Genomic DNA, 23,286 nt, shown 5'->3' on the forward strand with positions numbered 1-23,286 from the left:
GCTCAGCCCCAGCCGTGGTCGTCGGTTCCGTCGGCGAGGACGACAAAGCCCTCCGAGGAAGCGGGCTCGACGCCGGCGCTCCGGCCCCAGCCGTGATCCGCCGCGATCCGTCCGTTGGTTTCCGCCACGGAACCGGCGCCCGCCAGGAGTTCACCCGAGACGACCGGAGCGGCCGCGAGAAGAACGGCCGAAAACGCCATTCTGGCAGACTTGACGAACCGCTTCGTAAGCATCTTTCTCCGTTTCGGTCGACGGCCGCCGATAAGTGTCGGCCGCGTTCGCTTTCAGACATCCACATCGTGTGGCGAGCGGGTAGCGGAGATCAACAAAGCGTGATCGCATGCCTGTGCGGCGCATGTTCATGCGGACCGATGAAACGGACATCCCGGACCGGCCCGGTGGGCGCGCCGACGGGCGCTCGCCTATCGTTGGCCGCGTTCACCAGGGGTGCCAACGGCCGTCATCCGCCCGCCGCATCGCCTGGAACCGACCCCGAGGGAGGCTTGCGTGACGCTCTTCGGCCACGACCTGACAGACTCCGCCCAACTGCGCCCACTGGAGCCGTGGCAGGCGCAAGAATTCGCCACGTACGTCGACCGGGTACGGCCGCATCTCGCGCCGTGGCTTCCATGGGCCCACTTCATCGTGGACGCCGACTCGGCACGGCAATTCCTCCAGCGGTACGCCGATACGCAGAGTCAGGACGGCGGCCGCATTTTCGGCATCTGGGTCGACGGCGAACTGGAGGGCGGGGCGCTGTTCCGCATCTTCGACGTGCCGACCGGTGTTTGCGAAATGGGCGTCTGGCTGTCGCCCGACGTACAGGGGAAAGGCCTCGTCACGCGTGCGGCCCGGCATCTCGCGGACTGGGCGTTGCGGGTACGCGGAATGCACCGGGTGGAATGGCGCGTGACCCCGGCCAATACGCGCAGCATCGCCGTCGCCAAGCGACTCGGAATGCGGCACGAGGGCACGCTGCGTGAGGTGTTCGCCTTCAACGGCGCCCGCCAGGACCTGGAGGTCTGGGCGCTGCTCGCCGACGACCCCGCGTAGTCGCCGTACGGATGCGGCCGGCGTTCGCCAGGCCGTCGGCCCGGGCTGGCCGGCCTGGCCGGCCGGGGCCCGGTGCGCGCGGCCTTCCCGGGTCCGGAAACGCGAAAAGCGAGGAACACGCGCTCCTCGCCACTCTCAACTTATAGCGCATGGGGGGCCTTGCGGCAAGCCCCCCCTCGTGCCGCAGAATCACTGGCCTTGACGCCGGAACCTGCGGAAATGGGAGTTTCACGACGTGCGTACCACTACGTCCGCGTTCAATCTGTCCGACCGCCTCTCCCCCAAGGCCGACCCGGCACTGATCGCCGCCGACGAGCAGCACTTCGCGGCCGTCGCACAGAGCCTGGAGCAGACGGTCACCGAACTGTCCGAACGCCTCGACGCGCTGCGCAAGGCGCCCGGCGGCACCGGCCGCGAGGCCATGGAGCGGGACGCCGAGATCCACCGGCTCACCGCACGACTGCGCACCTTCCACCGCTTCGGTCTCGACCTGTGCCTGGGCCGGATCGTGCCCGCGGGCACGGACTCCGGCTCCCCCGAGCCCGTGTACATCGGCCGGCTCGGCCTCACCGACGCCACCGGCCGGCGGCTGCTGATCGACTGGCGCTCGCCCGCCGCCGAGCCGTTCTTCGCCGCCACCCACGCCCGGCCGATGGGCCTGGCCAGCCGCCGCCGCTACCAGTGGAGCGGCGGCCGGGTGGACGACTACTGGGACGAGGTCTTCACCGCCGACGGGCTCGAAGGGCACGCGGCCCTCGACGACCAGTCCGCGTTCGTCGCGAGCCTGGGCGGCAACCGCTCGGAGCGGATGCGGGACGTGCTCGCCACCATCCAGGCCGACCAGGACGCCATCATCCGGGCGGGCTCGCGCGGCGCGCTCGTCGTCGACGGCGGCCCGGGCACCGGCAAGACCGTCGTCGCCCTGCACCGCACCGCCCACCTGCTCTACTCCGACCCCCGCCTCGGCCACCGGCGCGGCGGCGTGCTCTTCGTCGGCCCGCACCAGCCGTACCTGGCGTACGTCTCCGACGTCCTGCCCAGCCTCGGCGAGGAGGGCGTACGGACCTGCACCGTGCGGGACCTCGTGCCCGAGGGCGCCACGGCGGTGCCCGAGACCGATCCGGAGGTCGCGCGCCTCAAGTCCTCGGCGGACATGGTGCGTTCGATCGAGCTGGCCGTACGGTTCTACGAGGAGCCGCCCGCGCGGGGCCTGACCGTGAGCACGCCCTGGGCCGACGTGCGGCTGACCGCCGACGACTGGGCCGAGGCCTTCGAGGCCGCCGAAGGGACCCCGCACAACGAGGCGCGCGAGCTGATCTGGGAGGAGGTCGGCAACCTGCTCCTGGAGAAGCTCGACGACGCCGAGATCCCCGAGGACCGGTTCCGGAAGTCGCTGCGCGCCGACCGCGAGCTGGCCGAGGCGCTGCACGGCGCGTGGCCGGTCCTTGACCCGGCCGACCTGGTCGGCGACCTGTGGTCCGTCCCCGCGTACCTGCGCATGTGCGCGCCGTGGCTGTCCGCCGACGAGGTACGGATGCTCCAGCGCGCGGACGCCCGGGCGTGGACGGTGTCCGACCTGCCGCTCCTGGACGCGGCGCGGCAGCGGCTCGGCGAGCCCGAGGCGGCGCTGCGCAGGCGCCGTTACGAGGAGGCGCTCGCGGCGCAGCGCGAGCAGATGTCCGCGGTGGTCGACAACCTCATCGCCGCCGCGGCCGACTCCGGCGCCGACGGCGACGAGGGCGAGGGCCTGGTGAGGATGCTGCGCGGGGCGGACGCGAAGGTCAGCCTGGTCGACGAGTCCTCGCTGCCCGGCGCCGAACGTGACGTCCTGGCCGGTCCGTTCGCGCACATCGTGGTGGACGAGGCCCAGGAACTGACCGACGCGGAATGGCAGATGCTGCTGCTCCGCTGCCCGTCCCGGTCCTTCACCGTGGTCGGCGACCGCGCCCAGGCGCGGCACGGGTTCACGGAGTCGTGGCGGGAACGGCTCGAGCGGGTCGGCTTCGACCGGATCGAGCAGGCCTCGCTGAGCATCAACTACCGCACGCCGGAGGAGGTGATGGCGGAGGCCGAGCCCGCCATCCGCGCCGCGCTGCCCGACGCGAACGTGCCGACGTCCGTGCGCAGCAGCGGCGTCCCGGTGGTGCACGGTCCGGTCGCGGACCTGGACCGGATCCTGGACGAGTGGCTCGCCGAACACGCGGAGGGCACCGCGTGTGTCATCGGTGCCGGAGTCGACGACGGCCGCCTCTCCGCCGGAGACGGCCGCTTCCGGCCGGAGGACCGGGAGCGCGACCACGACCACGACCGGGACCGTGACAGGGGCCTTGACCGGCACCGGGTCCGGTCGCTCACGCCGACGCTGTCCAAGGGGCTGGAGTTCGACCTGGTCGTGCTGGTCGACCCGGAGCGGTTCGGCACGGGCGTCGAAGGCGCGGTGGACCGCTACGTGGCGATGACCCGGGCGACCCGACAGCTCGTCGTCCTGACCAGCGCCTGAGCCGGCCGGCCGGGCATACCGGCGCCCGGGGCGGCGACGGCTGCCGCCGCCCGGCGTAGGGCCGGCGGCGGAGGCCGTTCCCGTCCCGGCCTGGTCCTCACGACCGTTACGCCGTCGCCGGCGCGGCGCCTAGTGTCCCCGCCATGGAGACGACAGGTACGGGGACGGCGGGCGGGGACGCGACCGGGATCCTCGACGAGGCCCTGCAGCGGCTGCACAGTTCCGGCCCCGAGCGGCTCGGACGGCTCACCAATCACGCGCCGATGGCGGTCGAGGCGCTGGCCGCGCGCGGCAGGGCGCGGGCCGTGCACCGCTGGCTCGACGCGTACGCGCCGAAACTGGAGGAGTTCCCGACCGGTGTCGCGCCGGTCACCGCCGCGGACTGGCGCTCCGCGCTGGGCGACCCGCGCCGGGCCGCCGACTGGATCGACCACTTCGGCCGCGAACTGGCCGAGCGGCCCTGGCGGGACGTCCTCGCCGAGTGGTGGCCCCGGCTGCTGCCCGGCATGTACGGCGGCTCGACCCACCCGGTGATCCGCGTCGGGCACGCCGTACGCACCCTGCTGGCCGGCGGGCACACCGAGCCGCGGCTGACCGAACTGGCCCACGGGCTCGGGTACTGGGCCGCCCGCCACCGCCCGGTCGCCGGAGTCGCCCCGCTGCCGGGCGCCGACGGCGCGGCGGCCGCCCTCGACGCCGTACCGGCCATCGCCGTGCGGGAAGGCGGCTTTCCCGACCGGCTCGGGCGGGTCGAGCGGCTGCCGGTGTGGGCGGACTCGGTCACCGAGCCCGACGCCGCGTACGAGCGGCTGGCCGAACTCGTCCGGGCGGCCACCCATCGCTACGCCACCCACGGCCACGGCGAGGAGACCATGCTCGTCCACGCCGCCACGGCCCCCAACGCCGTGCTGCGCACCCTGCCCGCGCTCCCCCGCCCCCTGTGGGTGCCGAGCCTGCGGGCCGCCTGGACCGCTTCGGCGGCCGTGACCGCGATGTACGCCCCCGCCGCCCCGGCCGTCCCGGTCTCACCGGGCACCCTCACGCCGGAGGAGGTCATGGAACGCGCCCTCGCCCACGGCGACGAGCACGTCATCAAACTGACCGACACGGCCCTGGACTTCGCCGACGAGCTGTCCCTCTCCGCCGCCCTGCGCGCGGTCGAGCTCAGCACGCCGCTGAGGTGACGGCCGGAACGTAAATCGTTTGACCCTGCCGCCGGTCGGGACTGCACTGTCGCGGGGCACCACCCGCCGTGGTGCCCCCGTCCCGGGGAGGAAGCAGCAGCGATGGACATCCGCACGACCAGCGACCAGGACCACGACGTCTTCGTCGACACCCTCCACGCCGCGTTCGGGCGCTTCCCGGAAACCCCGGCCGAGGACGGCGGCGGCGTCTGGTGGGCGGCGCTCGAAATGGACCGCTGTCTGCTCGCCGTGGCGCCCGACGGGCGGCCCGTCGGCACCGCCGGCGCGTACTCGTTCGAGCTGACCCTGCCCGGTGAGGTGCTCGCCCCGGCCGCCGGCGTGACCGCCGTCGGCGTCCTGCCCTCGCACCGCCGCCGGGGCGTGCTGAGCGCGATGATGCGGCACCAGCTCTCCGAGCTCCGGGCCCGCGGCGAGTTCCTTTCCGTCCTGCTGGCCTCGGAGGCCCCGATCTACGGCAGGTTCGGCTACGGACCGGCGACCTACACCCAGCGGCTGACGGTGTCGCGCCACCAGGCCGGCCTCACCGCGCCCCGGGCGAACGGCACGGCCAACGGCCGGACCGGCGGCCCGGCGTCCGGCCAGGACACCGGCTCGGTCGAGCTGCTGCGGCGTGCCGAGTGCGGCGGGATCTTGGAGGAGGTCTACGACCGCTACCGCCGCGCCCAGCCCGGCGCCCTGTCCCGGCCGCCCCGCTGGTGGGCCAGGGGCGCGGGGCAGCCGCCGGTCGCTCCGGCGGCGCGCTACGTCGCCGTGCACCGCGACGCCGACGGCGTCCCCGACGGCTACGCCAGCTACTCGGTCGGTGAGCCCGACACGCTCACGGTCGACGAGACCGTCGCCGCCGACGACGCCGTCTTCACCGCCCTGGCGCGGTTCGTCCTCGGCCACGACCTGGTCGGCCGGGTCGTGTTCCGGCACTTCCCGCCGGAGCACCCGCTGCGCTGGCAGTTCGCGGACTTCCGCGCCGGCGAGGTCGGCAACCACACCGACTGGCTCTGGGTACGGATCCTCGACGTCCCCCGTGCGCTGACCACGCGCGGCTGGTCGGGCAACGGGGAGCTCGTCCTCGACGTCCACGACCCGTTCCTCGGCGAGCACGGCCGCCACCTGCTGACCGTGCGGGACGGGAAGGCCGCGTGCGTCCCGACGGACCGGGAGCCCGACCTGTCCCTGGACGTGCGGGACCTGGGCTCGGTCTACCTCGGCGGCACCGCCCCGAGCACGCTCGTCCGGGCGGGACACGTCCGGGCCCACCGTCCGGGCGCGGCCGCCCTCGCCGACGCGCTCTTCGGAGCCGAGCGCCCTCCGCACTGCCTGCACTGGTTCTGACCGCGTGCGCACCGGTGCCGGCCGCGGGCCGACCGGGTGATTCCGGGCTCCGGCCGCGCATGCGGGGGCCGGGAACGGGGCAGCCGCCCGTCGGAGGTGCCGCCATGGTTCCCGTAGACGTCGTGCCGCCACCGGGCAGGAATCCGGAGTTCGCCACCACGGAGCACTTCACGGGCGGTCGCCTCGTGCCCGCCGGGCCGGTGCCGCGCCGGCCGCGCCGGCTGTTCACGATGACGGGGACGCTCCGGCTGTTCGGAATCGTCGACGATCGCGCGGTACCGGGCGACGGCTGATCATGGGGAGACCGGCCACGGCCGGCAGAACGGACCGTTTCACGGTTCAGGACGGAAGGAGGCCGCGTCCGCATGGGAGGCATGGAGCAGACGGCGGAGGACTTCACCGGTCGGCTCGGCGTACGGGTCCGTGACGGGCATCGCCCCGGGACGGTCGTCCTGGCCGTGACGGGTGAGCTCGACCACGACACGGCGGCCCCGCTGAAGGAGGCCCTGGCGACGCATGTGACGGCCGAGCGGATCGTCGTCGACTGCTCGGGACTGCGGTTCTGCGACTCCACCGGACTGAACGTGCTGCTCAGGACCCGGCTGCGGATGGCCGAGGGCGGCGGCAGGCTCGATCTGGCCGGGCTGCGGGCGCCGGTGGACCGGATGTTCGAGATCACGGGAGCTCGGTCGGTGTTCCGGGTGTACGCGGACACCGCGGCCGCGCTCGCGGACACACCGGCCGCGGAGGAAGCATGACACGCGGCGGCACCCGGAACGGCGGAGACGAGGGCCCGGCCGGTGCCGGGAGTGCCGGAGCGCCCGCCGGCGGGCGGCAGGACGGGCAGCGCCGCGGGCCGCACGACGGACAGCGGCAGGGGCCGCCGGGCGAGCCGCCCGACGAGCAGCAGGGCCGGCGGCAGGAGGAGGTGCCGGGCGCGCGGCGCGACGGACCACGGGCCACGCGGCAGGCCGGGCAGGTGCGACGGCTGCTGCTGGCCGGCCCGGCGGGGGCGGTGACCCGGTGCCGCGACTTCACGGCCGAGGCCCTCACCGACTGGGGCTGGCTGCCGGCCGCCGCACCGGAGGACCGGGAACGGGCGGAGGACGTGCTGCTGCTCGTGTCCGAGGTCGTCACCAACGCCTGCCTGCACGCGGGCGGACCCGAGGAACTCGTGCTGCGCCACTCCGGCGGACGGCTGCGGGTGGAGGTGTACGACGCCAACCCGGTCCATCCGCGCCCGCACGGCCCGCGCTCGCCCGCGATGCCCGGCGGACACGGGCTGATGGTGCTCGACCGGCTGGCCGGTGCCTGGGGCTCGGCGGCGAAGCAGGACGGCGCGCCGGGGAAGGTCGTGTGGCTGGAGGTGGGCCGCCCCTCGCGCCCGCCGTGGCTGGTCGGCCGCCGCGACTGACGCGCCACGCCCGGCGCCCGGCCCCCCGGGGCCGGGCGTCCCGCCTGCCGCCGCCAGGTTTGCCCGGCCCGTACCGGGAAACCCGCCGTCCGTGGCCAGCGGGAAGGAGATCCCGGCCGTCGGCCGCTCGCTGCGGTACGACCTGACGGAAGGATCACACGAAGCAGGCGTGGTGGCGCGATGCCGCGACCTCACGCAGGGGGCGCTCGAGGCCTGGTTCGGGCCCGCGGGCTCGCCCGAGCGGCCCGCCGCGTCGGACGCGCTGCTGCTGGTCTCCGAGGTGGTCACCAACGCCCGCAGGCACGGCGGCGCCGTCAGCGAACTGCAGCTCGCCGGAACGGAACGGGCCCTGTGGGTGCAGGTGACCGACACCTGTCCGGACCGGCCCCGTCCGCACGGTCCGCACCGGGCCGACCGTTCCTCGGGCCACGGCCTCTACCTGCTGGAACGGCTGGCCACGCGCTGGGGCTGGGTGCCCAGGGGCCGGGCCGGGAAGACGGTGTGGTTCGAGGTGGAGGTTCTGCCGGAGGCCCCGTAAGCCTCCGGAGGCTTACGGCGCCGGGCGGTCCTAGAGTGGATGGGCGGGGCGTCCGACCCCGCCGAGCAGGCCTCATGGCACAGCGCAGACACGCACACCAGCGCACGAAGGACCGCCAGGGAACGCACGGCGACCACGGCGGCTCCGACGACGACGGTCTCCGACGGCTCCTCGACGGCCTGACGGCCGTGCGGGACGGCGACCTGTCCGTACGGCTTCCCGAGGGCTCCGGCGGCGTCCCGGGCGAGATCGCGTCGGTCTACAACGACATGGTCGACCGGCTCTCCCTGCTCACCTCCGAGGTCACCAGGGTCGCCGGCGAGGTGGGCGGGCAGGGCCTGCTGGGCGGGCGGGTGCACGAACCGCGGGCGAGCGGCGTGTGGCGGGAGCTGACCACCGGCGTGAACACGATGGCCGACAACCTCACCTCGCAGGTGCGCTCCATCGCGCAGGTCGCGACCGCCGTGGCGCGCGGCGACCTCACGCAGAAGATCCGGGTGGACGCGCGCGGCGAGATCCTGGAGCTGAAGGAGACCATCAACACCATGGTCGACCGGCTCTCCTCCTTCGCCGAGGAGGTGACCCGGGTGGCCCGCGAGGTCGGCACCGAGGGGAAGCTCGGCGGCCAGGCCCGGGTGGGCGGGGTCTCCGGCACCTGGAAGGACCTCACCGACAACGTCAACTCGATGGCCGACAACCTGACCAACCAGGTGCGCAACATCGCCCAGGTGACCACCTCGGTGGCCCAGGGCGACCTCACCAGCCGGATCGACGTATCGGCCCGGGGCGAGATCCTGGAGCTCAAGACCACGATCAACACGATGGTCGACCAGCTGTCGTCGTTCGCGGCCGAGGTGACCCGCGTGGCGCGCGAGGTCGGCACCGAGGGAAAGCTCGGCGGCCAGGCGGAGGTCGAGGGCGTCTCCGGCACGTGGATGCGGCTCACGGAGAACGTCAACGAGCTGGCCGGCAACCTGACCCGCCAGGTGCGGGCGATCGCCGAGGTCACCAGCGCGGTCGCCGAGGGCGACCTGACGCGGTCGATCACGGTCGACGCGCCGGGCGAGGTCGGCGAGCTGCGCGACAACATCAACGCGATGGTCGAGTCGCTGCGGGCCACCACCCGGGCCAACGAGGAGCAGGACTGGCTGCAGACCAACCTGGCCAGGACCACGGCGCTGCTCCAGGGCACCCGTGGGCTGCCGGAGATCGCCGAACTGATCATGACGGAGGTGCCGCCGCTGGTCTCGGCCCAGTACGGGGCCTTCTTCCTCACGGTGGAACCGGAGGAGGCCCGGGTCCGGGAGGGCCGGGAGACGCGACGCGACCGGGAGGACCGCCCGGACGGGCAGGACCTCCGGGACCGCCAGGACGTCCGGGACCTCCAGGGCCTGGAGGACCGGCAGGGCATTCACGACGCCCAGGGTCTTCATGACAGGCAGGGCATTAACGACCGGCAGGGCCTTCACGACGCGCAGGGTGTTCATGACCCGCAGGACGGCCGGCACCAAGAGGCCGGGACGGCCGGGCCCGATCTGGTGCTCGCCGCCTCGTACGGACTGCCGGTCGGCCCGGGCGGTCCGCCGCGCCGCTTCCGGTTCGGCGAGGGGCTGGTGGGGCAGGCGGCGCGGGACCGGCGCACCCTGCTCGTCGAGCGGCTGCCCGAGGGCTACGCCACCATCAGCTCCGCCGTCGGCACCGGTGAGCCCGCCGCGCTGATCATCCTGCCGATCGTGGTGGAGGACCAGGTGCTCGGCGCCGTCGAACTCGCCTCCTTGCAGCCCTTCAGCGCCCTCCAGCGTGACTTCCTCGACCGTTTCGTGGTGAGCGCGGGCGCCGTCCTCAGCTCTCTCGTGGCGAATCTGCGCACCGACGAACTGCTCGCCCAGTTCCGCGGTCTCGCCAACGAACTACGGCTGCGGACCCAGGAGTTGCAGGCGCGGCAGCGCGAACTGCAGCGCTCCAACGAAGAGCTGCAGGAGCAGGCGGAGCTGCTCGCCGAGCGGAACGAGGACATCGAGTCGAAGAACCGGGTCATCGAGCAGGCCCGGCAGGAACTGGAGGCCCGCGCCCAGCAGTTGTCCCGCACCTCGATGTACAAGTCCGAGTTCCTGGCCAACATGAGCCACGAACTGCGGACCCCGCTGAACAGCCTGCTCATCCTGGCCCGGCTGCTCGCCCAGAACCCCGAAGGCAACCTGACGGAGAAGCAGGTCGACTACGCGGAGGTCATCCACTCGGCGGGCTCCGACCTGCTCCAGCTGATCAACGACATCCTCGACCTGTCGAAGGTGGAGGCGGGCAAGATGGAGGTGCGGCGCGAGCCGTTCGCGCTGTCCCAGCTCCTGGAGTACCTGGAGGCCACCTTCGGGCCGGTCGCCGACGAGCAGGGCCTGGAGTTCACCGTCACCGTCGCCCCGGACGTACCGGCGTACCTGACGACCGACGAGGGACGGGTGCGGCAGGTGTTGCGCAACCTGTTGTCCAACGCGCTGAAGTTCACCGACGCCGGCCAGGTGTCGCTGACCGTCGAGCACACCCCGCCGGACGAGATACCGGCCGCGCTGCGCGACGAACGGCCGGTGCTCGCCTTCCGGGTCGAGGACACCGGCATCGGCATTCCCTCCGACCGGCTGCGGAACATCTTCGAGGCGTTCCAGCAGGGCGACGGCACCAGCGCGCGCGAGTACGGCGGAACCGGGCTCGGCCTGTCGATCAGCCGGGAGGTGGCCAGGCTGGTCGGCGGCACCATCGAGGTCGAGAGCACACCGGGCAGCGGCAGCCGCTTCACCTTCCACCTGCCGGAGCGGACCTCGTCCCGCACGGCGGCCGGGACCGGTCCCGGGACGGCGGCGGTGTCCGAGCCGGCCTCGGCCTCGGAACCCGGCGCCGCGGCGCACGCGGGACCGGGGCCCACCGTCCTCCTCGTGGACGACGACATCCGGAACGTCTTCGCGCTCACCCAGGTCCTCGAGGCGCACGGACTGCGGGTGCTGACCGCCGACGGGGGTCGGCGTGCCATCGAACTGCTCGGCGGGCACGAGGAGATACGGCTGGTCCTGATGGACGTCATGATGGCCGGGATGGACGGCTACCAGACCATCGAGGAGATCCGGCGGCTGCCGGACCGCGCCGACGTGCCGATCGTCGTCGTCACCGCGAAGGCGATGCCCGGCGACCGGGCCCGCGCCCTGGAGGCGGGCGCCGACGACTATCTGGCGAAGCCCGTCGACGAGAAGGAACTCCTGGTCAAGATCCACCGTCGCCTGGAGGCCTGACCCTCCGGTCCGGTCCACCGCGTTCCGGTCCCGCGCCCTCCGGTCCCGTGCGCTCCGGCCCCACACCCTCCGGTGCTGCTTCGCCGGGGCGGCGCAGCCGTACCGCGACGACGCTCGTGTCGTCGTCCGTGTCGCCGAGTGCCGTGCCGAGCAGCGCGTCCACCAGCAGCTCCGGGCTCTCCCGGCCGGCCAGCCGTCCGGCGACCGCGAGGAGCCTCGCGAGCCCGGGCCCCAGTCCTTCGTGGCGCCGCTCCACCAGGCCGTCGGTGTAGAAGAGCAGGGTGTCCCCGGGCTCCAGCTCGGTGCGCCGCTCCTCGTACGCGTACGCGGGAACCGCCCCGAGCAGGATGTCCTGCGGCGGTTCGAGGAGCCGCGCCCGGCCGTGGCGGATGAGCAGCAGCGGCAGGTGGCCGGCGCTGGACCAGACGAGGCCGCCGTCCTCGGGGTCGTACAGCGCGCACACGGCCGTGGCGGTGGAACCGCCGCTGGTGCGCAGGGTGACCTCGTTGAGCCAGCCCATCAGCTCCGCGGGCGGCCTGCCGGTGAAGGCGAGGGCGCGCTGGGCGTTGCGCAGGGCGACCATGCCGGTGACCGATTCGATGCCGTGCCCGGCGATGTCGCCGACGGCCAGCAGGACCTTGCCGGTCGGCAGCGTCAGGACGTCGTACCAGTCGCCGCCCACCTGGTACTCCTCGGCCGCGGGCCGGTAACGGGCCGCCACCGTGAGGCCGCCGGGCAGCTCGCGCAGGGCGGTGGCCTCCGGAACGATCGCCTGCTGGAGCTGGAGGGCGAGCTGGTGGCGCAGCTCCGCCTGGCTGCGGACGGCGTTGAGGTGGTCGAAGGTCGCGGTGAGGGCGAGCTCGGTGCGCCGGGTGGCCGACACGTCCTGGTAGACGCCGACGAAGCCGGTGACGGCGTTGCCGTCGAGCAGCGGCTCGGCCGCGACCCGGACATGGCGCACGGAGCCCTCGGGCAGCACGACCCGCAGCACCGTCTGGGCACCGGAACGGCGCTCCGTGAGCGCCCTGAGCAGCGCGGTCAGCGCCTCTCCGTCCTCCTGGTGGACCCGCGCGCGCAGGGCGAGCAGCGGCAGCGGCGGCTCGTCGCGGGACATCCCGAAGATCCCGTACGCCTGCTCGGACCACACCGTGTCGCCGCCGGTCAGGCTGTCCTGGAAGGTGGCGACGCTCTGCAGGCGGGCGACGGCCCGGCCGACGGCCAGGCCGGGGTCACCCGCGGTGTGCCAGAGGACCACGCACCGGTCCGCTCCGGCCGGCAGGACGCGGACGTCGAGCAGCGCGTCCTGTTCCTCCGGCACCCCGTCCGGTGCGGCGTCCGCCGGGCGGCCGAGGGGCAGGTGGGCGGCGTGCTGGGGGTGGCGGGTGTGGCGGGCGCGCCGGGCGAGGCGGTCGAGAGCGCTGTGGACGTGCGGGAAGACCCGGGTCAGGGTCCGGTCGTCGGTCAGGAGGCGGCCGCCCAGGGCGACGGCGGCGGCCTCGTTGGCGTGTTCCACGACCAGGACCTCGGCCGTCGTGCCGGTGTGCAGCAGGACCGCGGGGTGGGTGAGGGCGTCGAGGAGGTCGACGAGCACGGGGGCGTCGGCCGCCTGGCTGTCGGGCCGGTCGAGGACGGTGACGACGACGTCCATCAGTCCGGCGACGGCCCGGCGCAGGGCAGGGTCGAAGTCGACGGGGCCGGGCCAGCCGACCAGGGCGAGACCGGTCGCCGCGCCGCGCCGGCGCAGCGGCAGCAGGGCCCGGGCGGCGCCCGGCCGGGCCCCGGGCAGGACGGCTCCCTCGCCGGGGCCGTCGGCCAGCCACAGCGGGGTGTTGCCTTCGAGGGCGCGGCGGATCGGCTCCGGGGCGGCGGGCGGGATCCACCACCAGGCCACCGCCTCCGTGGCGCCGACGCCGGCGTGCCCGGCGAGCCGCAGACAGCCGGCGTCGGTGCACCGCCAGAGCCACAGGCTGTCCGCGCCGAGCGGCCCGAGACCGCCCTCCAGGAGGGTACGGGCGGCTTCGCCGACGTCGTCCGCCGTCTCGGCGGCAGCGGCCGCTCGGCGCAGCCGGCGCGCGAGCACGACCGGCGCCTCGCCACGCACCGCGCCCGTCCCGTCCTCGGCTGCCGTCCCGCCGGGGCCGGCCTCGGCAATCCGCGTGCCGCTCCGGGTGTCGGCTCGGGCGTCGGTCCGGGCGGACGGGGAGCCGCGGTGGCCCACGGGGGCGCCGAGGGCGTTGACGATGTCCGCCGCCAGGTCCTCGGCGGACAGCCCGGTGGCGGCGGCGAGGGCGGAAAGGTGCTCGGCGGCGTCGACGGTGGAGACGCCGAGCTGGGCGGCGAGGACGCCGGTGGCGAGGTCGGTCAGGTGCCGGCGGGCGCGCTCGGACCGGAGCCGCAGGTTCTCCGCGGCCAGACCCGCGAAGCCGGGCTCACCATGGTGGGGAGCCCCTGGGGGCGTGCCCTTGGGCTCCGCAGAACCGGTCAAGAGGACCTCCGGAGCAGGCGCTCGTACCTCCTCGGAGTCTACTCGCGCGAACCCTCGCGGACCCCGGGGCGAGGCCCCGCCCCGGCGCCCGCGACGGGCCCCCGAGCCGCCCCGCCCGGCGGCTCGGTCGCACCGCCCACGGGTCCCGGCGACGCGCGGCCGCCTCGGGGCACGATGGCGAAGGCTGCGCCGTACGGGTGGCCGGAGGAGGGGGTGAGGCGGGAAGGGGGGCGGTTCGGCGGGGCCCGAGCGGCAGGCGGCGGCTCGGTGGGCGGGCAGGACCGGGAGGGTGCGGGTGGGGCGCAGGTGGGGCGCGAGTGGGGCGCAGGTGGGCCGCGGGCGGGGCGCGGGCCGGGTACGAGTGGGGCGCAGGTGGGCCGCGGGCGGGGCGCGGGCCGGGTGCGAGTGGGGCGCAGGTGGGGCGCGCTCAGCCCTCGGCTCCCCGGCCGACGTTTTGGGCGTCGGCAAGGGAGTCCGCGGCGTCGGCCAGGACGCGGGCGAGTTCGCGGGGGCGGGTGGTCATCGGCCAGTGGCCCGAGTCGAGGTCGACGTAGTCGACGTGGGCGGCCTTGGCCAGCTCCGGGCTCTCGCCCGCCGCGATCCACTCGCGGGCCTGCGCCGGCGTGAACTCCGGGCACACGAGGGTCACGGGCACCTCGAAGCGGCGCTCGTCGGCGAGCCGTACGACTCCCCTGGTGACCGCCTCCGGGACGGGGACCGCGGCGGCCGCGAGGCGCTTCCGGGCGTCCTCGTCCAGGTCCGCGGCGTCCGGGCCCTCGAACACCTCCCAGCCGGGGAAGGGAACCTCGCCGTCGCGGACCGGGAAGAAGTCGGCGTAGGGCCGCCCGTCGGAGGCGGGGAAGCCACCGACCAGGGCGACCCCGGCCACCTTCCCGGGCCGCGCCTCGGCGGCGGCCCAGGCGAGGCTCGCGGCGGCGGAGTGCCCGACCACGAGGGGCTTTCCGGGCGCCGCGTCGACGGCGTCGAGTACCGCCGCCACCTGGTCGTCGAGCGTGGCGGAGGCGGCGCCGTCACCCTGCCCGGGAAGCGTGAGCGGCACGGGCCGGTGGCCGAGCTCGGTGAGCTCGGGCACGACGTCGTCCCACGACGATCCGTCCAGCCACAGTCCGGCGATGAGCAGGATGTCCATGAGCGATCCTCCGGGAGCGAGTGCGGGGTCTGGCGGTCCGCACGCTAGCGGGAGGGTCTGACAGTGGGATGTCCCTGACGACGGCTGACGACGGCCCGGTCACGGGATGGGGGTGCGAGCGACGCAACCCCGTGGGCGAAGCCCGCGGCCGGCGCGGGCTCAGCCCGCGGACTTCGCCGCGGCGACGAACGCGCGGACGCGGTCGTGGTCCTTCACGCCGGGGGCGGACTCGACGCCGCTGGAGACGTCCACGCCCCAGGGGCGGGCCGCGGCGACGGCCTCGGCGACGTTCTCGGGGGCGAGGCCGCCGGCGAGCAGCCAGGTGCCCTCGGGTCGGGCCGCGTCCAGCAGGGAGAGGTCCCAGCGGGCGCCCGAGCCGGCCCGGGGCGAGTCGAGCAGCAGGACCTCCTCGCCGTAGGCGCCGACACGGGTGTCCGGCCGCTCCTTGAGGGAGGTGGCGCGCCACAGCCGGGGGAAGACGGAAGCCGCCGCCGCGAAGTCGGCCTCACTGTACGGGCCGTGCAGCTGCAGGGCGTCGACGTCCAGGTCGCGGGCGAGCGCCGCGGCCTCGGCGGCGGGCGTGTCGTTGACGACGAGGACCGACAGGACCCGGTCCGGCGTGTGGGCGCGGGCGTGGGCGGCGAGCGCCGCGGCCCGGTCGCGCGTCAGACCGCGGACGCTGGTCCCGCTGATCACCAGGCCGACCGCGTCGGCCCCCGCCTCGACGGCCACGTCGACGTCGGCGGTCGTGGCGAGCCCGCACACCTTGACGAACACTGTCTCTCCTCCGTGCCCCCGCCGAGCCCTCCCGACGGTCCGCCCGAGCCTACCGGCGCCTCGGGCGCACATCGGCAGGCAGCACGGGTGCCGGCGTCCGGTTCAGGCGCCCTCCGGCTCCTCGGCCGACTCCTCCTCGCCGGACGAGTCGGAGGAGTCGGCGGAGTCGGCGGCGTACGGGTGGACGTAACAGTCCTCGCCGAACGGCGTGAACCAGGTGCCGAAGCCCAGGAGCGGCGGTTCCGGGCCGGGGTCCGCACCGATGCCGGCCTCCGCGCGGACATGGGAGTGGAAGCGCTCCAGCGCCGCCACCACGTCGTCGTCCAGGAGGCCGTACAGATCGAGGGCCGCACGGGCCTGTTCCAGGAGGAACCTCAGGACGAGTTCCTCCGCGAGGCAGCCGAGGCGGCGGAAACCCCCGTCGGTGAAGCGGGTGGTGAGGGCGACGGCGGTCACCAGGAACCGGCGCGCGAAGGGCTCGTCGTAGCGCGCCGCGTGCTGGACCGGCAGCCGGTCGAGGTGCCAGAGGTGCCCCTGGCAGCCGGCGACGTCGGTGTCCTCGTCGGCGAGGGCCTGCACGTCGTCGTACAGCTCGTCGATGAGCACCTCGGCCGCGTGGACCAGGGCGCCGGCGGCGAGTTCGGCGGTGTCGGGGCTCGCGCCGAAGACGTCGGGTTCGAAGGAGCGGAGCCGTACGGCCGCGGCCCGGATCTCGGTCTCCGGGTCGGGGGCGTCCTCGACGACGTCCGACCACACGCCGTCCTCGTCGCTTCCGTCCCCGGCCCCGTACCCGTACCCGTCCCCCTGCCCGCCCGCGCCGTCGTGGCCCGGCTGGCCGCCGCGCCTGGCGGCGGCGTGCCGGGCCCTGCGGGCCGCCGGGTCGCTGGGCGGGACGTCCGGCCCGTCGGCCGCCGCCAGGCTCTCCCGGGCGCGGTCGGTGTGCAGCCGCACCTCGCTGCTCACCACCAGCCATCCGGCGAGCGGTTCCTCCCGGTCGAGCACCTCCTGGGCCACGGCCCCCACCGCGTCCTCGGCGACCTCCAGGGACGGCGCGAGGGCGGTCACCGTCAGCTCGGCGCCGCGCGCGTGGGGCGCCACGGTCACGTCGAGGACGTCCACCTCCACCCCGTCCGGGCCCTCGGCGCCGGCCACGGAGCCGAAGCCGCGCTCGAGCAGGACGGCGGCGCCGAAGCGGCCGAGCGCGTCGAGGTCGGAGGTGTCGTCCGGTATGCACGTATCCACGGTCACGACGTACGTCACGACGCAAGCCTGCCAGGCCGGGCGGGACGGTTTCGAAGGGATTCCGGAATCCGGTCGGCTCCCCGTCCGAACCCGGCCATTCCCGCCCGCCGCGTCAGGCGTCGCCGACTTCCGGGTCGGACGTCGCCAACCGCCGGTCAGCCGTCGTCGGCTGCCGTGCCGATCGCGTCAAGTGACCGTCAGAGACGCATCAGGGGTGCTCCCGGACCGGGCCGGACCGGGCTTAGCTTCGGGAGTGCGGCCCCGGCGCGACGGGCGCGGGGCGCCCCGTTCCCGGGGAGGGACCACCATGACCCACACGCTGTACGGAGACGATGCCGAGCCTGTCGAACGGGTGCCGGCCGGACGGCTCTGCGTACCCGTCCGGCCGGTCGCCCACGGCTGCGCCGCCCGCCTCTTCCGTACCCCGCCCGGCGGCCGTACCGCCGTCGCCTTCACCACGCCCGGAGGGCTGCGGGCGGTCCTCGGGCCCGACCAGCCCTGGATCGCGCTGGCCGAGCCCGCGTTACGGGCCCTCGTCCGGCCGCTGGGCGTCGAGGCACTGACCGTCGACCCCACCCTGACGGCCGCGGCGAGCAGCGCCGCCGCGCCCATGGGCGCGGACACGACGGGCGCGGTGCCCGTCGCGTGCGTACCCGCGTCCCTGTCCGCGCGTTGAGGGGAGCCGTCGCCATGACCATCGCACCGCTTCCGCGCGCCACCGCCTCAGGGCCTGCCTCCGGGCCGTCCTCCGCCTCCGCCTGCAGGCCCGCCTCCGCGTCGTCCCCCGAGCCCGCCTCCAGGTCCGCCTCCGCGTCGTCCCCCGATTCCGCCTCCGGGCCGTCCTCCGAGCCCGCCTCGGCGTCCGCCCCCGGGCGCGCCTCCGGGTGCGCCCCCGGGTCCGCCCCCGGCGCCGCCGGTGAGCTGTCCGTCTGGCCCGCCTCGGCCGTCGTCCGCCCGCACGGGCGGGTGCTCGTCGGCGGGGTCGCCCTCGACGAGATCGCCGGGAGCCACGGCACGCCCGTCTACGTCCTGGACGAGGGCGAGGTCCGCGAGCGCTGCCGCGGCTACCTCGGCGCGTTTCCCGGCGCCGAAGTGCATTACGCCGCCAAGGCGTTCCTCTGCCGCGCCCTGGCCCGCTGGGTCGAGGAGGAGGGATTGGGGCTCGACGTGTGCTCCGCCGGAGAGCTGGAGCTGGCCGTGACGACCGGCTTCCCCGTCGAGCGGATCCTGCTGCACGGGAACGCCAAGTCGCCGGAGGACCTGCGGACCGCGCTGCGGCTCGGGGTCGGCCGGATCGTCATCGACAGCCCGTCGGAGATCGCCCGGATCGCCGCGGCCGTCGGCCCGCACGGTCGCCAGAAGGTGCTGCTGCGGGTCACGCCCGGCATCGGCGCGGGCGGCCACGCCAAGATCCGCACCGGTACGGACGACCAGAAGTTCGGGCTCTCGCTGCGCGACGGGCACGCCCAGCACGCGGTCGCCCGCATCCTCGACCAGCCGCGGCTCGAACTCACCGGGCTCCACTGCCACCTGGGCTCGCAGATCACGGACGTCAAGCCGTACCTCGTCGCGGTGCGCAGGCTGGTCGGTCTCATGGCGAGGACGCGCGACGCGCACGGCGTGGTGCTGCCCGAGCTCGACCTGGGCGGCGGCCACGGCATCGCGTACCGGCCCGGCGACCCGCTCCTCGACCTGACCGCGCTCGCGCGCAAGGTGCGCGCGGAGCTGGCCGAGAGCTGCGCGGGCGCGGGACTGCCCGTGCCGCGGCTGATCGTCGAGCCGGGCCGGGCGATCGTCGGACCGGCCGGTGTCGCCGTCTACCGGGTCCTCGCCGTGAAGACCACGCCGGAACGGGTGTTCGTGGCCGTCGACGGCGGCATGAGCGACAACCCGCGCCCCGCGCTGTACGGGGTGCGCTACGCGCCCCGGCTGATCGGCCGCGGCTCCACGGCGGCGGCCACGGTGCGGGCGACGGTGGTGGGGCGCCACTGCGAGGCCGGCGACGTGCTAGCCGACGACGTCCCGCTCCCCGCCGACGTCCACCCGGGCGACCTCCTCGCCGTGCCGGTGGCCGGCGCCTATCACCTGTCCATGGCGTCCGCCTACAACCTGGTCGGCCGCCCTCCGGTCGTCGCGGTCTCCGCCGGTACCAGCCGCCTCCTCGTCCGCCGCGAGACGCCGGCCGACCTGCGCGCGAGGGACGTGGGCCTCTGAGCGGTACGCCGCACCGCCGCGCGGCCCGCCCCCGGCCGGGCCCCCGGCCGGGGTCCCCGGGTCCAGGTCTGACGTCCCCTACGCCCTCAGCCGCCCAGCGCGGCCAGCACTCCCCTGCCCACCGCCTCGTCGCCGAGCAGCGCATTGTGGTCGAGGCAGCCCGCCGGATGGTTGGTCGCGCCGCTCAGCGGCACGCTGTCGTCGGGGTTGATCACCTCGTCGCAGTTCGACCAAAACGTGGCGTACCCGACCGTGCCCGGGGTCTCGTCGCCCTCGGCGAGCTTCTTCTGGACCCAGCTGCCGGGCGTCATGTCCCGGCAGGCCTGGTCCCACAGGGCACAGGCCCAGGCGACGCTCGTGCCGTGGTTGGGGCCGGCCAGGGAGATCCAGTGGGCCACGGTGGCGGTGCCGCCGCCGTACTTCACGTACCAGCGGGTGGGCAGGCTGCCGAAGGAGTGGGCGACGACGTCGACCCGGTCGGCGCCGGTCTGCCGCCGCACCTCGTCGACGTACGCGGCGAAGCGGCCGGCCAGTACCTCGTTGACCGACTGGTGGGTGTCGTAGCCCCAGCGGAAGATCTGCCCGTCGCCGTATCCGGCGGCTCTGAGCCGGGTGTCGAGGCTCCCCCACACTCCGGGGTCGGCGTTGTAGCCATGGACGAGGATCACCGGGCGGGGCGCCGCCGCGGCGGCGGCGGTACGGGCCTCGGCCGGGGCGGCGGGGCCCGCGAGGACGGCGGCGACCACGGCGAGCAGAACAGAAAGGACAGAAAGGACGGGCGGGACGGGCGGGACGGAGAGCTGAGCGGCAGGGCGGCGCATCGGTGGGCCTCCTGGGGCTGGTGACGCGGCTGGTCCCGGCCAAGTCCGGCTGGTCCAGGCCGAGCCCGACCGGTCTCGGCCGAGCTCGACTGATGCCGCATCAGGTGACGGTGTGTCAGGCCTGTGCGGCCGTGATGTTACCGCCGGAAACTCGCCACCGCAGCCCCGTGGCCAGAACCACACAGGGGCCCCCTGCCGCACATCCGATCGGGCGGGTTAGCATATGAGCACTCCCTAGCTCGAAAGATGCACTGTGACTGTCAACGAGGACTCGTTCACAAACTGGAAGAACCGCGAGGAGATCGCGGAGTCCATGATTCCGATCATCGGGAAGCTGCACCGAGAGCAGGACGTCACGGTCCTCGTTCACAGCCGCTCCCTGGTGAACAAGTCGGTGGTCAGCATTCTCAAGACCCACCGATTCGCGCGCCAGATCGACGGCGAGGAGCTCTCGGTCACCGAGACGCTGCCGTTCCTGGAGACCCTGACCACGCTCGACCTGGGCCCGTCCCAGATCGACATCGGCATGCTCGCCGCGGAGTACAAGGCCGACGACCGCGGCCTGTCGGTCGCCGAGTTCACCGCCGAGGCCGTCGCGGGCGCCACCGGCGCCAACAAGATCGAGCGGCGTGACGGCCGCGACGTCGTCCTGTACGGCTTCGGCCGCATCGGCCGGCTCGTCGCCCGCCTGCTGATCGAGAAGGCCGGCTCCGGCAACGGTCTGCGCCTGCGCGCCATCGTCGTGCGCGGCGGCGGTGAGCAGGACCTCGTCAAGCGCGCCTCGCTGCTGCGCCGCGACTCCATCCACGGCCAGTTCCAGGGCACCATCACCGTCGACGAGGCCAACGGCACGATCGTCGCCAACGGCAACACGATCAAGGTGATCTACGCCAACGACCCGTCCGAGGTCGACTACACGGCGTACGGCATCGAGAACGCCATCCTCATCGACAACACCGGCAAGTGGCGCGACCGCGAGGGCCTGTCCAAGCACCTGCGCCCCGGCATCGACAAGGTCGTGCTGACCGCGCCCGGCAAGGGTGACGTGCCGAACATCGTGCACGGCGTCAACCACGACACGATCAAGCCGGACGAGAAGGTCCTGTCCTGCGCGTCCTGCACCACGAACGCGATCGTGCCGCCGCTGAAGGCCATGGACGACGAGTTCGGCGTGCTGCGCGGTCACGTGGAGACCGTCCACTCGTTCACGAACGACCAGAACCTGCTGGACAACTACCACAAGGCGGACCGCCGCGGCCGTTCCGCGCCGCTCAACATGGTCATCACGGAGACGGGTGCCGCCTCCGCCGTGGCCAAGGCGCTGCCCGACCTGAAGGCGCCGATCACCGGCAGCTCGATCCGCGTCCCCGTGCCGGACGTCTCGATCGCGATCCTCAGCCTGCGCCTGGGCCGCGAGACCACCCGCGAGGAGGTCCTCGAGTACCTCCGCGACGTCTCGCTGCACTCGCCGCTGAAGCGACAGATCGACTTCACCACGGCCCCCGACGCCGTCTCGATGGACTTCGTCGGCTCGCGCCACGCCTCCATCGTCGACGCCGGCGCGACCAAGGTCGACGGCGACAACGCGATCCTGTACCTGTGGTACGACAACGAGTTCGGCTACTCCTGCCAGGTCATCCGGGTCGTCCAGCACGTCTCCGGCGTCGAGTACCCGACGTTCCCGGCCCCGGCGGCCTGATCCGTCGCACGGCCTGAGCGCACACCGGACGGCGGTGGGGCAGTCGCCCCGCCGCCGTCCGGCGTTTCCGGGGGCTGACAGACTGGCGCCGTCATGTCCGTCGCACGCCCGTCTGGAGGAACAGAGTGTCGGAGAACCTTGATCTGAAGGTTGGTCAGGTGCTGCGCGCCGAACGCACGGTGACCGACGAGGCGATCGCGGCCTTCGCCGAACTCGTCGGGGACCGCGGCCGGCACCATCTCCCCGACCAGGGAAGGGCGATGGCGCACGGCCTGTTCACCGCGTCCCTCGCCACCGAGATCGGCGGGCGGCTCGACTTCATCGCGCGCCGGATGAGCTGGGAGCTGGTGCGGCCGGTCTGGGCGGGCGACACGATCACCGCGGCGGTGACGGTCCGCGCGCTGAGCGAGGTCCGGTCCGGTACCGGCCTCGAGCTGGAGGTGGAGATCACCAACCAGCACGGCGAGACCGTGCTGCGCGGGGAGAGCACCGGCGTCGTCCGCCACTGAGGGACGACGCGACCACCCGCCCGCGGCCCTGGCGGAGACCCGCAGCCACTCCGCTCCCCCGCCGCTGCGGCGCTCCTCTCACTCCGCCGCCGCGTTCCATTCCGCCGGCAGCGTGGCCCCGCACACCGCGCACACGTACAGCCCGTCGCGTACGACGTTGAGCTGTGCGCAGTCGGGTGCGGGGCACCGCCGGAAGGTCACCGCGTGGGTGAAGCGGCCGGGGTGTCCCAGGCCGGCGGTCTCGAGGGCGGCGGCGACCGAGGGCCAGCACTCGGGGTCGGGGGCGTAGCCGGTGGAGAAGTTGTTCACCTCGGCCGCCGACCAGCCGCCGGCCGGGCTCGGCTCCCAGGTGATCTCGCCGGCGGCGCGCACGCAGCCGCCGCCGGCGCAGGCGACGTGCTCGCTGCGGCGGGGCGCGAGCCGGAGCCGCCCCCGCGCGTCGACGACGTAGGTGAAGGGTTCGGCGAGGTCGGCGGCGGACTGCACGGCCGCCCAGGCCGCGAAGTCCGCGGCGGCGCCGATCACCGGGCCCCCGGGGTGGTCCCAGCCCACGGCCCGGCGGATCTCGGGCGGTCCGGTGTAGCCGTACAGACGCGGTCCGGCGGTCCCTATGACGAGCGAGCGGCGCAGCCCGGAGACGCCTGGGCCAGAGAGCAGGACCCGTGCGGCATGCGCGGCGTCGACGAAGTCCACGTCGACCTTCATGTACGCGTCGATGCGGTCGACGGTCAGGCGTCCGCCGTCGAGCCGGTCGCCCCGCCGGACCACTCCCCCGACGCAGCGCACGACGCAGCGCGTCCAGCCCGGCCCGTTCTCCTCCGTCTCGTAGATCTGGAGCTGCCCCTCGTCTCCCTGCGTGTTCATGTCGGCACCCTAGCCACTAGCATCGTGGCACTGAGTGTGTTTTGCTGAGGGTACTCAGTGCCACACATGCCACAAGCATTGTTATAGGGGAGCCGCAGACCATGGCCAAGGACTTCGATCTGTATCGCCTGCCGGAGGAGCACGAGATGCTCCGGGAGTCGGTCCGTGCGCTGGCGGAGGCGAAGATCGCTCCGTTCGCGGCGGCGGT

20 protein-coding genes are annotated in these 23,286 nt (G+C 74.3%); 13 read left to right on the top strand and 7 right to left on the bottom strand.

The features are described 5' to 3' along the window. Nucleotides 1-2: 2 nt before the first annotated feature. A complete protein-coding gene (locus tag ACFWJO_RS33195; protein ID WP_386871237.1) occupies nt 3-233 on the bottom strand; it encodes a hypothetical protein in 231 nt (76 codons plus the stop codon). A gap of 274 nt (nt 234-507) precedes the next feature. On the opposite strand from ACFWJO_RS33195, the gene ACFWJO_RS33200 reads away from it, so the two are divergent. From ACFWJO_RS33200 to ACFWJO_RS33240, 9 genes are all read left to right on the top strand, one after another. Next, a complete protein-coding gene (locus tag ACFWJO_RS33200; RefSeq protein WP_385694793.1) occupies nt 508-1,053 on the top strand; it encodes a GNAT family N-acetyltransferase in 546 nt (181 codons plus the stop codon). A gap of 235 nt (nt 1,054-1,288) precedes the next feature. Then, on the top strand, nt 1,289-3,553 hold the full coding sequence (gene helR, locus ACFWJO_RS33205; RefSeq protein ID WP_386871240.1) for an RNA polymerase recycling motor ATPase HelR: 2,265 nt from the start codon (nt 1,289-1,291) through the stop codon (nt 3,551-3,553). Between the two features lie 143 nt (nt 3,554-3,696). Then, on the top strand, nt 3,697-4,737 hold the full coding sequence (locus ACFWJO_RS33210) for a questin oxidase family protein (RefSeq protein WP_386871242.1): 1,041 nt from the start codon (nt 3,697-3,699) through the stop codon (nt 4,735-4,737). Nucleotides 4,738-4,839: 102 nt separating this feature from the next. Continuing rightward, nucleotides 4,840-6,087, top strand: coding sequence for a GNAT family N-acetyltransferase (locus ACFWJO_RS33215; RefSeq protein ID WP_386871244.1), 1,248 nt, complete (start codon nt 4,840-4,842; stop codon nt 6,085-6,087). A 104-nt stretch (nt 6,088-6,191) separates the two neighbouring features. Next, entirely contained in the window at nt 6,192-6,380 is a 189-nt protein-coding gene (locus tag ACFWJO_RS33220) for a hypothetical protein (protein WP_386871246.1), read from the top strand. A 72-nt stretch (nt 6,381-6,452) separates the two neighbouring features. Further along, entirely contained in the window at nt 6,453-6,845 is a 393-nt protein-coding gene (locus ACFWJO_RS33225; protein WP_384410448.1) for an STAS domain-containing protein, read from the top strand. After that, complete coding sequence (locus ACFWJO_RS33230) at nt 6,842-7,501, top strand: ATP-binding protein (protein WP_386871248.1); 660 nt, start codon at nt 6,842-6,844, stop codon at nt 7,499-7,501. The genes ACFWJO_RS33225 and ACFWJO_RS33230 overlap by 4 nt, the downstream gene beginning before the upstream one ends. 91 nt (nt 7,502-7,592) lie before the next feature. Then, a complete protein-coding gene (locus ACFWJO_RS33235; protein WP_386871250.1) occupies nt 7,593-8,039 on the top strand; it encodes an ATP-binding protein in 447 nt (148 codons plus the stop codon). Between the two features lie 74 nt (nt 8,040-8,113). Further along, the gene (locus ACFWJO_RS33240) at nt 8,114-11,317 is read left to right on the top strand and encodes a HAMP domain-containing protein (protein ID WP_386871252.1); all 3,204 of its coding nucleotides are present in this window, start codon (nt 8,114-8,116) and stop codon (nt 11,315-11,317) included. Here the strand turns inward: ACFWJO_RS33240 and ACFWJO_RS33245 are convergent. The 4 genes from ACFWJO_RS33245 to ACFWJO_RS33260 form a co-directional block, all read right to left on the bottom strand. After that, nucleotides 11,289-13,802 carry a SpoIIE family protein phosphatase gene (locus ACFWJO_RS33245; protein WP_386871254.1) on the bottom strand — a complete coding sequence of 838 codons (2,514 nt, stop codon included), beginning with the start codon at nt 13,800-13,802 and terminating at the stop codon, nt 11,289-11,291. The genes ACFWJO_RS33240 and ACFWJO_RS33245 overlap by 29 nt on opposite strands. 427 nt (nt 13,803-14,229) lie before the next feature. Beyond that, complete coding sequence (locus ACFWJO_RS33250) at nt 14,230-14,952, bottom strand: alpha/beta fold hydrolase (RefSeq protein WP_386871255.1); 723 nt, start codon at nt 14,950-14,952, stop codon at nt 14,230-14,232. A 159-nt stretch (nt 14,953-15,111) separates the two neighbouring features. Further along, nucleotides 15,112-15,729, bottom strand: coding sequence for a phosphoribosylanthranilate isomerase (locus ACFWJO_RS33255; RefSeq protein WP_386871257.1), 618 nt, complete (start codon nt 15,727-15,729; stop codon nt 15,112-15,114). A 102-nt stretch (nt 15,730-15,831) separates the two neighbouring features. After that, a complete protein-coding gene (locus ACFWJO_RS33260) occupies nt 15,832-16,989 on the bottom strand; it encodes a hypothetical protein (protein ID WP_386871258.1) in 1,158 nt (385 codons plus the stop codon). Between the two features lie 289 nt (nt 16,990-17,278). Here ACFWJO_RS33260 and ACFWJO_RS33265 point away from each other — a divergent pair, with 289 nt between their 5' ends. Beyond that, complete coding sequence (locus ACFWJO_RS33265) at nt 17,279-17,647, top strand: SAV_915 family protein (RefSeq protein ID WP_386871260.1); 369 nt, start codon at nt 17,279-17,281, stop codon at nt 17,645-17,647. 14 nt (nt 17,648-17,661) lie between these two features. After that, nucleotides 17,662-19,185 carry a diaminopimelate decarboxylase gene (gene lysA, locus ACFWJO_RS33270; RefSeq protein WP_386871262.1) on the top strand — a complete coding sequence of 508 codons (1,524 nt, stop codon included), beginning with the start codon at nt 17,662-17,664 and terminating at the stop codon, nt 19,183-19,185. 86 nt (nt 19,186-19,271) lie between these two features. Here lysA and ACFWJO_RS33275 read toward each other — a convergent pair whose 3' ends face one another. Further along, entirely contained in the window at nt 19,272-20,006 is a 735-nt protein-coding gene (locus tag ACFWJO_RS33275) for an esterase/lipase family protein (RefSeq protein WP_386871264.1), read from the bottom strand. Nucleotides 20,007-20,259: 253 nt separating this feature from the next. Between ACFWJO_RS33275 and ACFWJO_RS33280 the strand changes: the two genes are divergently transcribed. Continuing rightward, complete coding sequence (locus tag ACFWJO_RS33280; protein ID WP_386871266.1) at nt 20,260-21,705, top strand: glyceraldehyde-3-phosphate dehydrogenase; 1,446 nt, start codon at nt 20,260-20,262, stop codon at nt 21,703-21,705. 125 nt (nt 21,706-21,830) lie between these two features. Next, entirely contained in the window at nt 21,831-22,214 is a 384-nt protein-coding gene (locus ACFWJO_RS33285) for a hypothetical protein (RefSeq protein ID WP_386871268.1), read from the top strand. A 78-nt stretch (nt 22,215-22,292) separates the two neighbouring features. Here the strand turns inward: ACFWJO_RS33285 and ACFWJO_RS33290 are convergent, their stop codons facing one another. Beyond that, a complete protein-coding gene (locus ACFWJO_RS33290) occupies nt 22,293-23,078 on the bottom strand; it encodes a hypothetical protein (RefSeq protein WP_386871270.1) in 786 nt (261 codons plus the stop codon). Between the last annotated feature and the right edge of the window lie 208 nt (nt 23,079-23,286).

Source organism: Streptomyces sp. NPDC127092 (assembly GCF_042722475.1).
Taxonomy (GTDB): domain Bacteria; phylum Actinomycetota; class Actinomycetes; order Streptomycetales; family Streptomycetaceae; genus Streptomyces.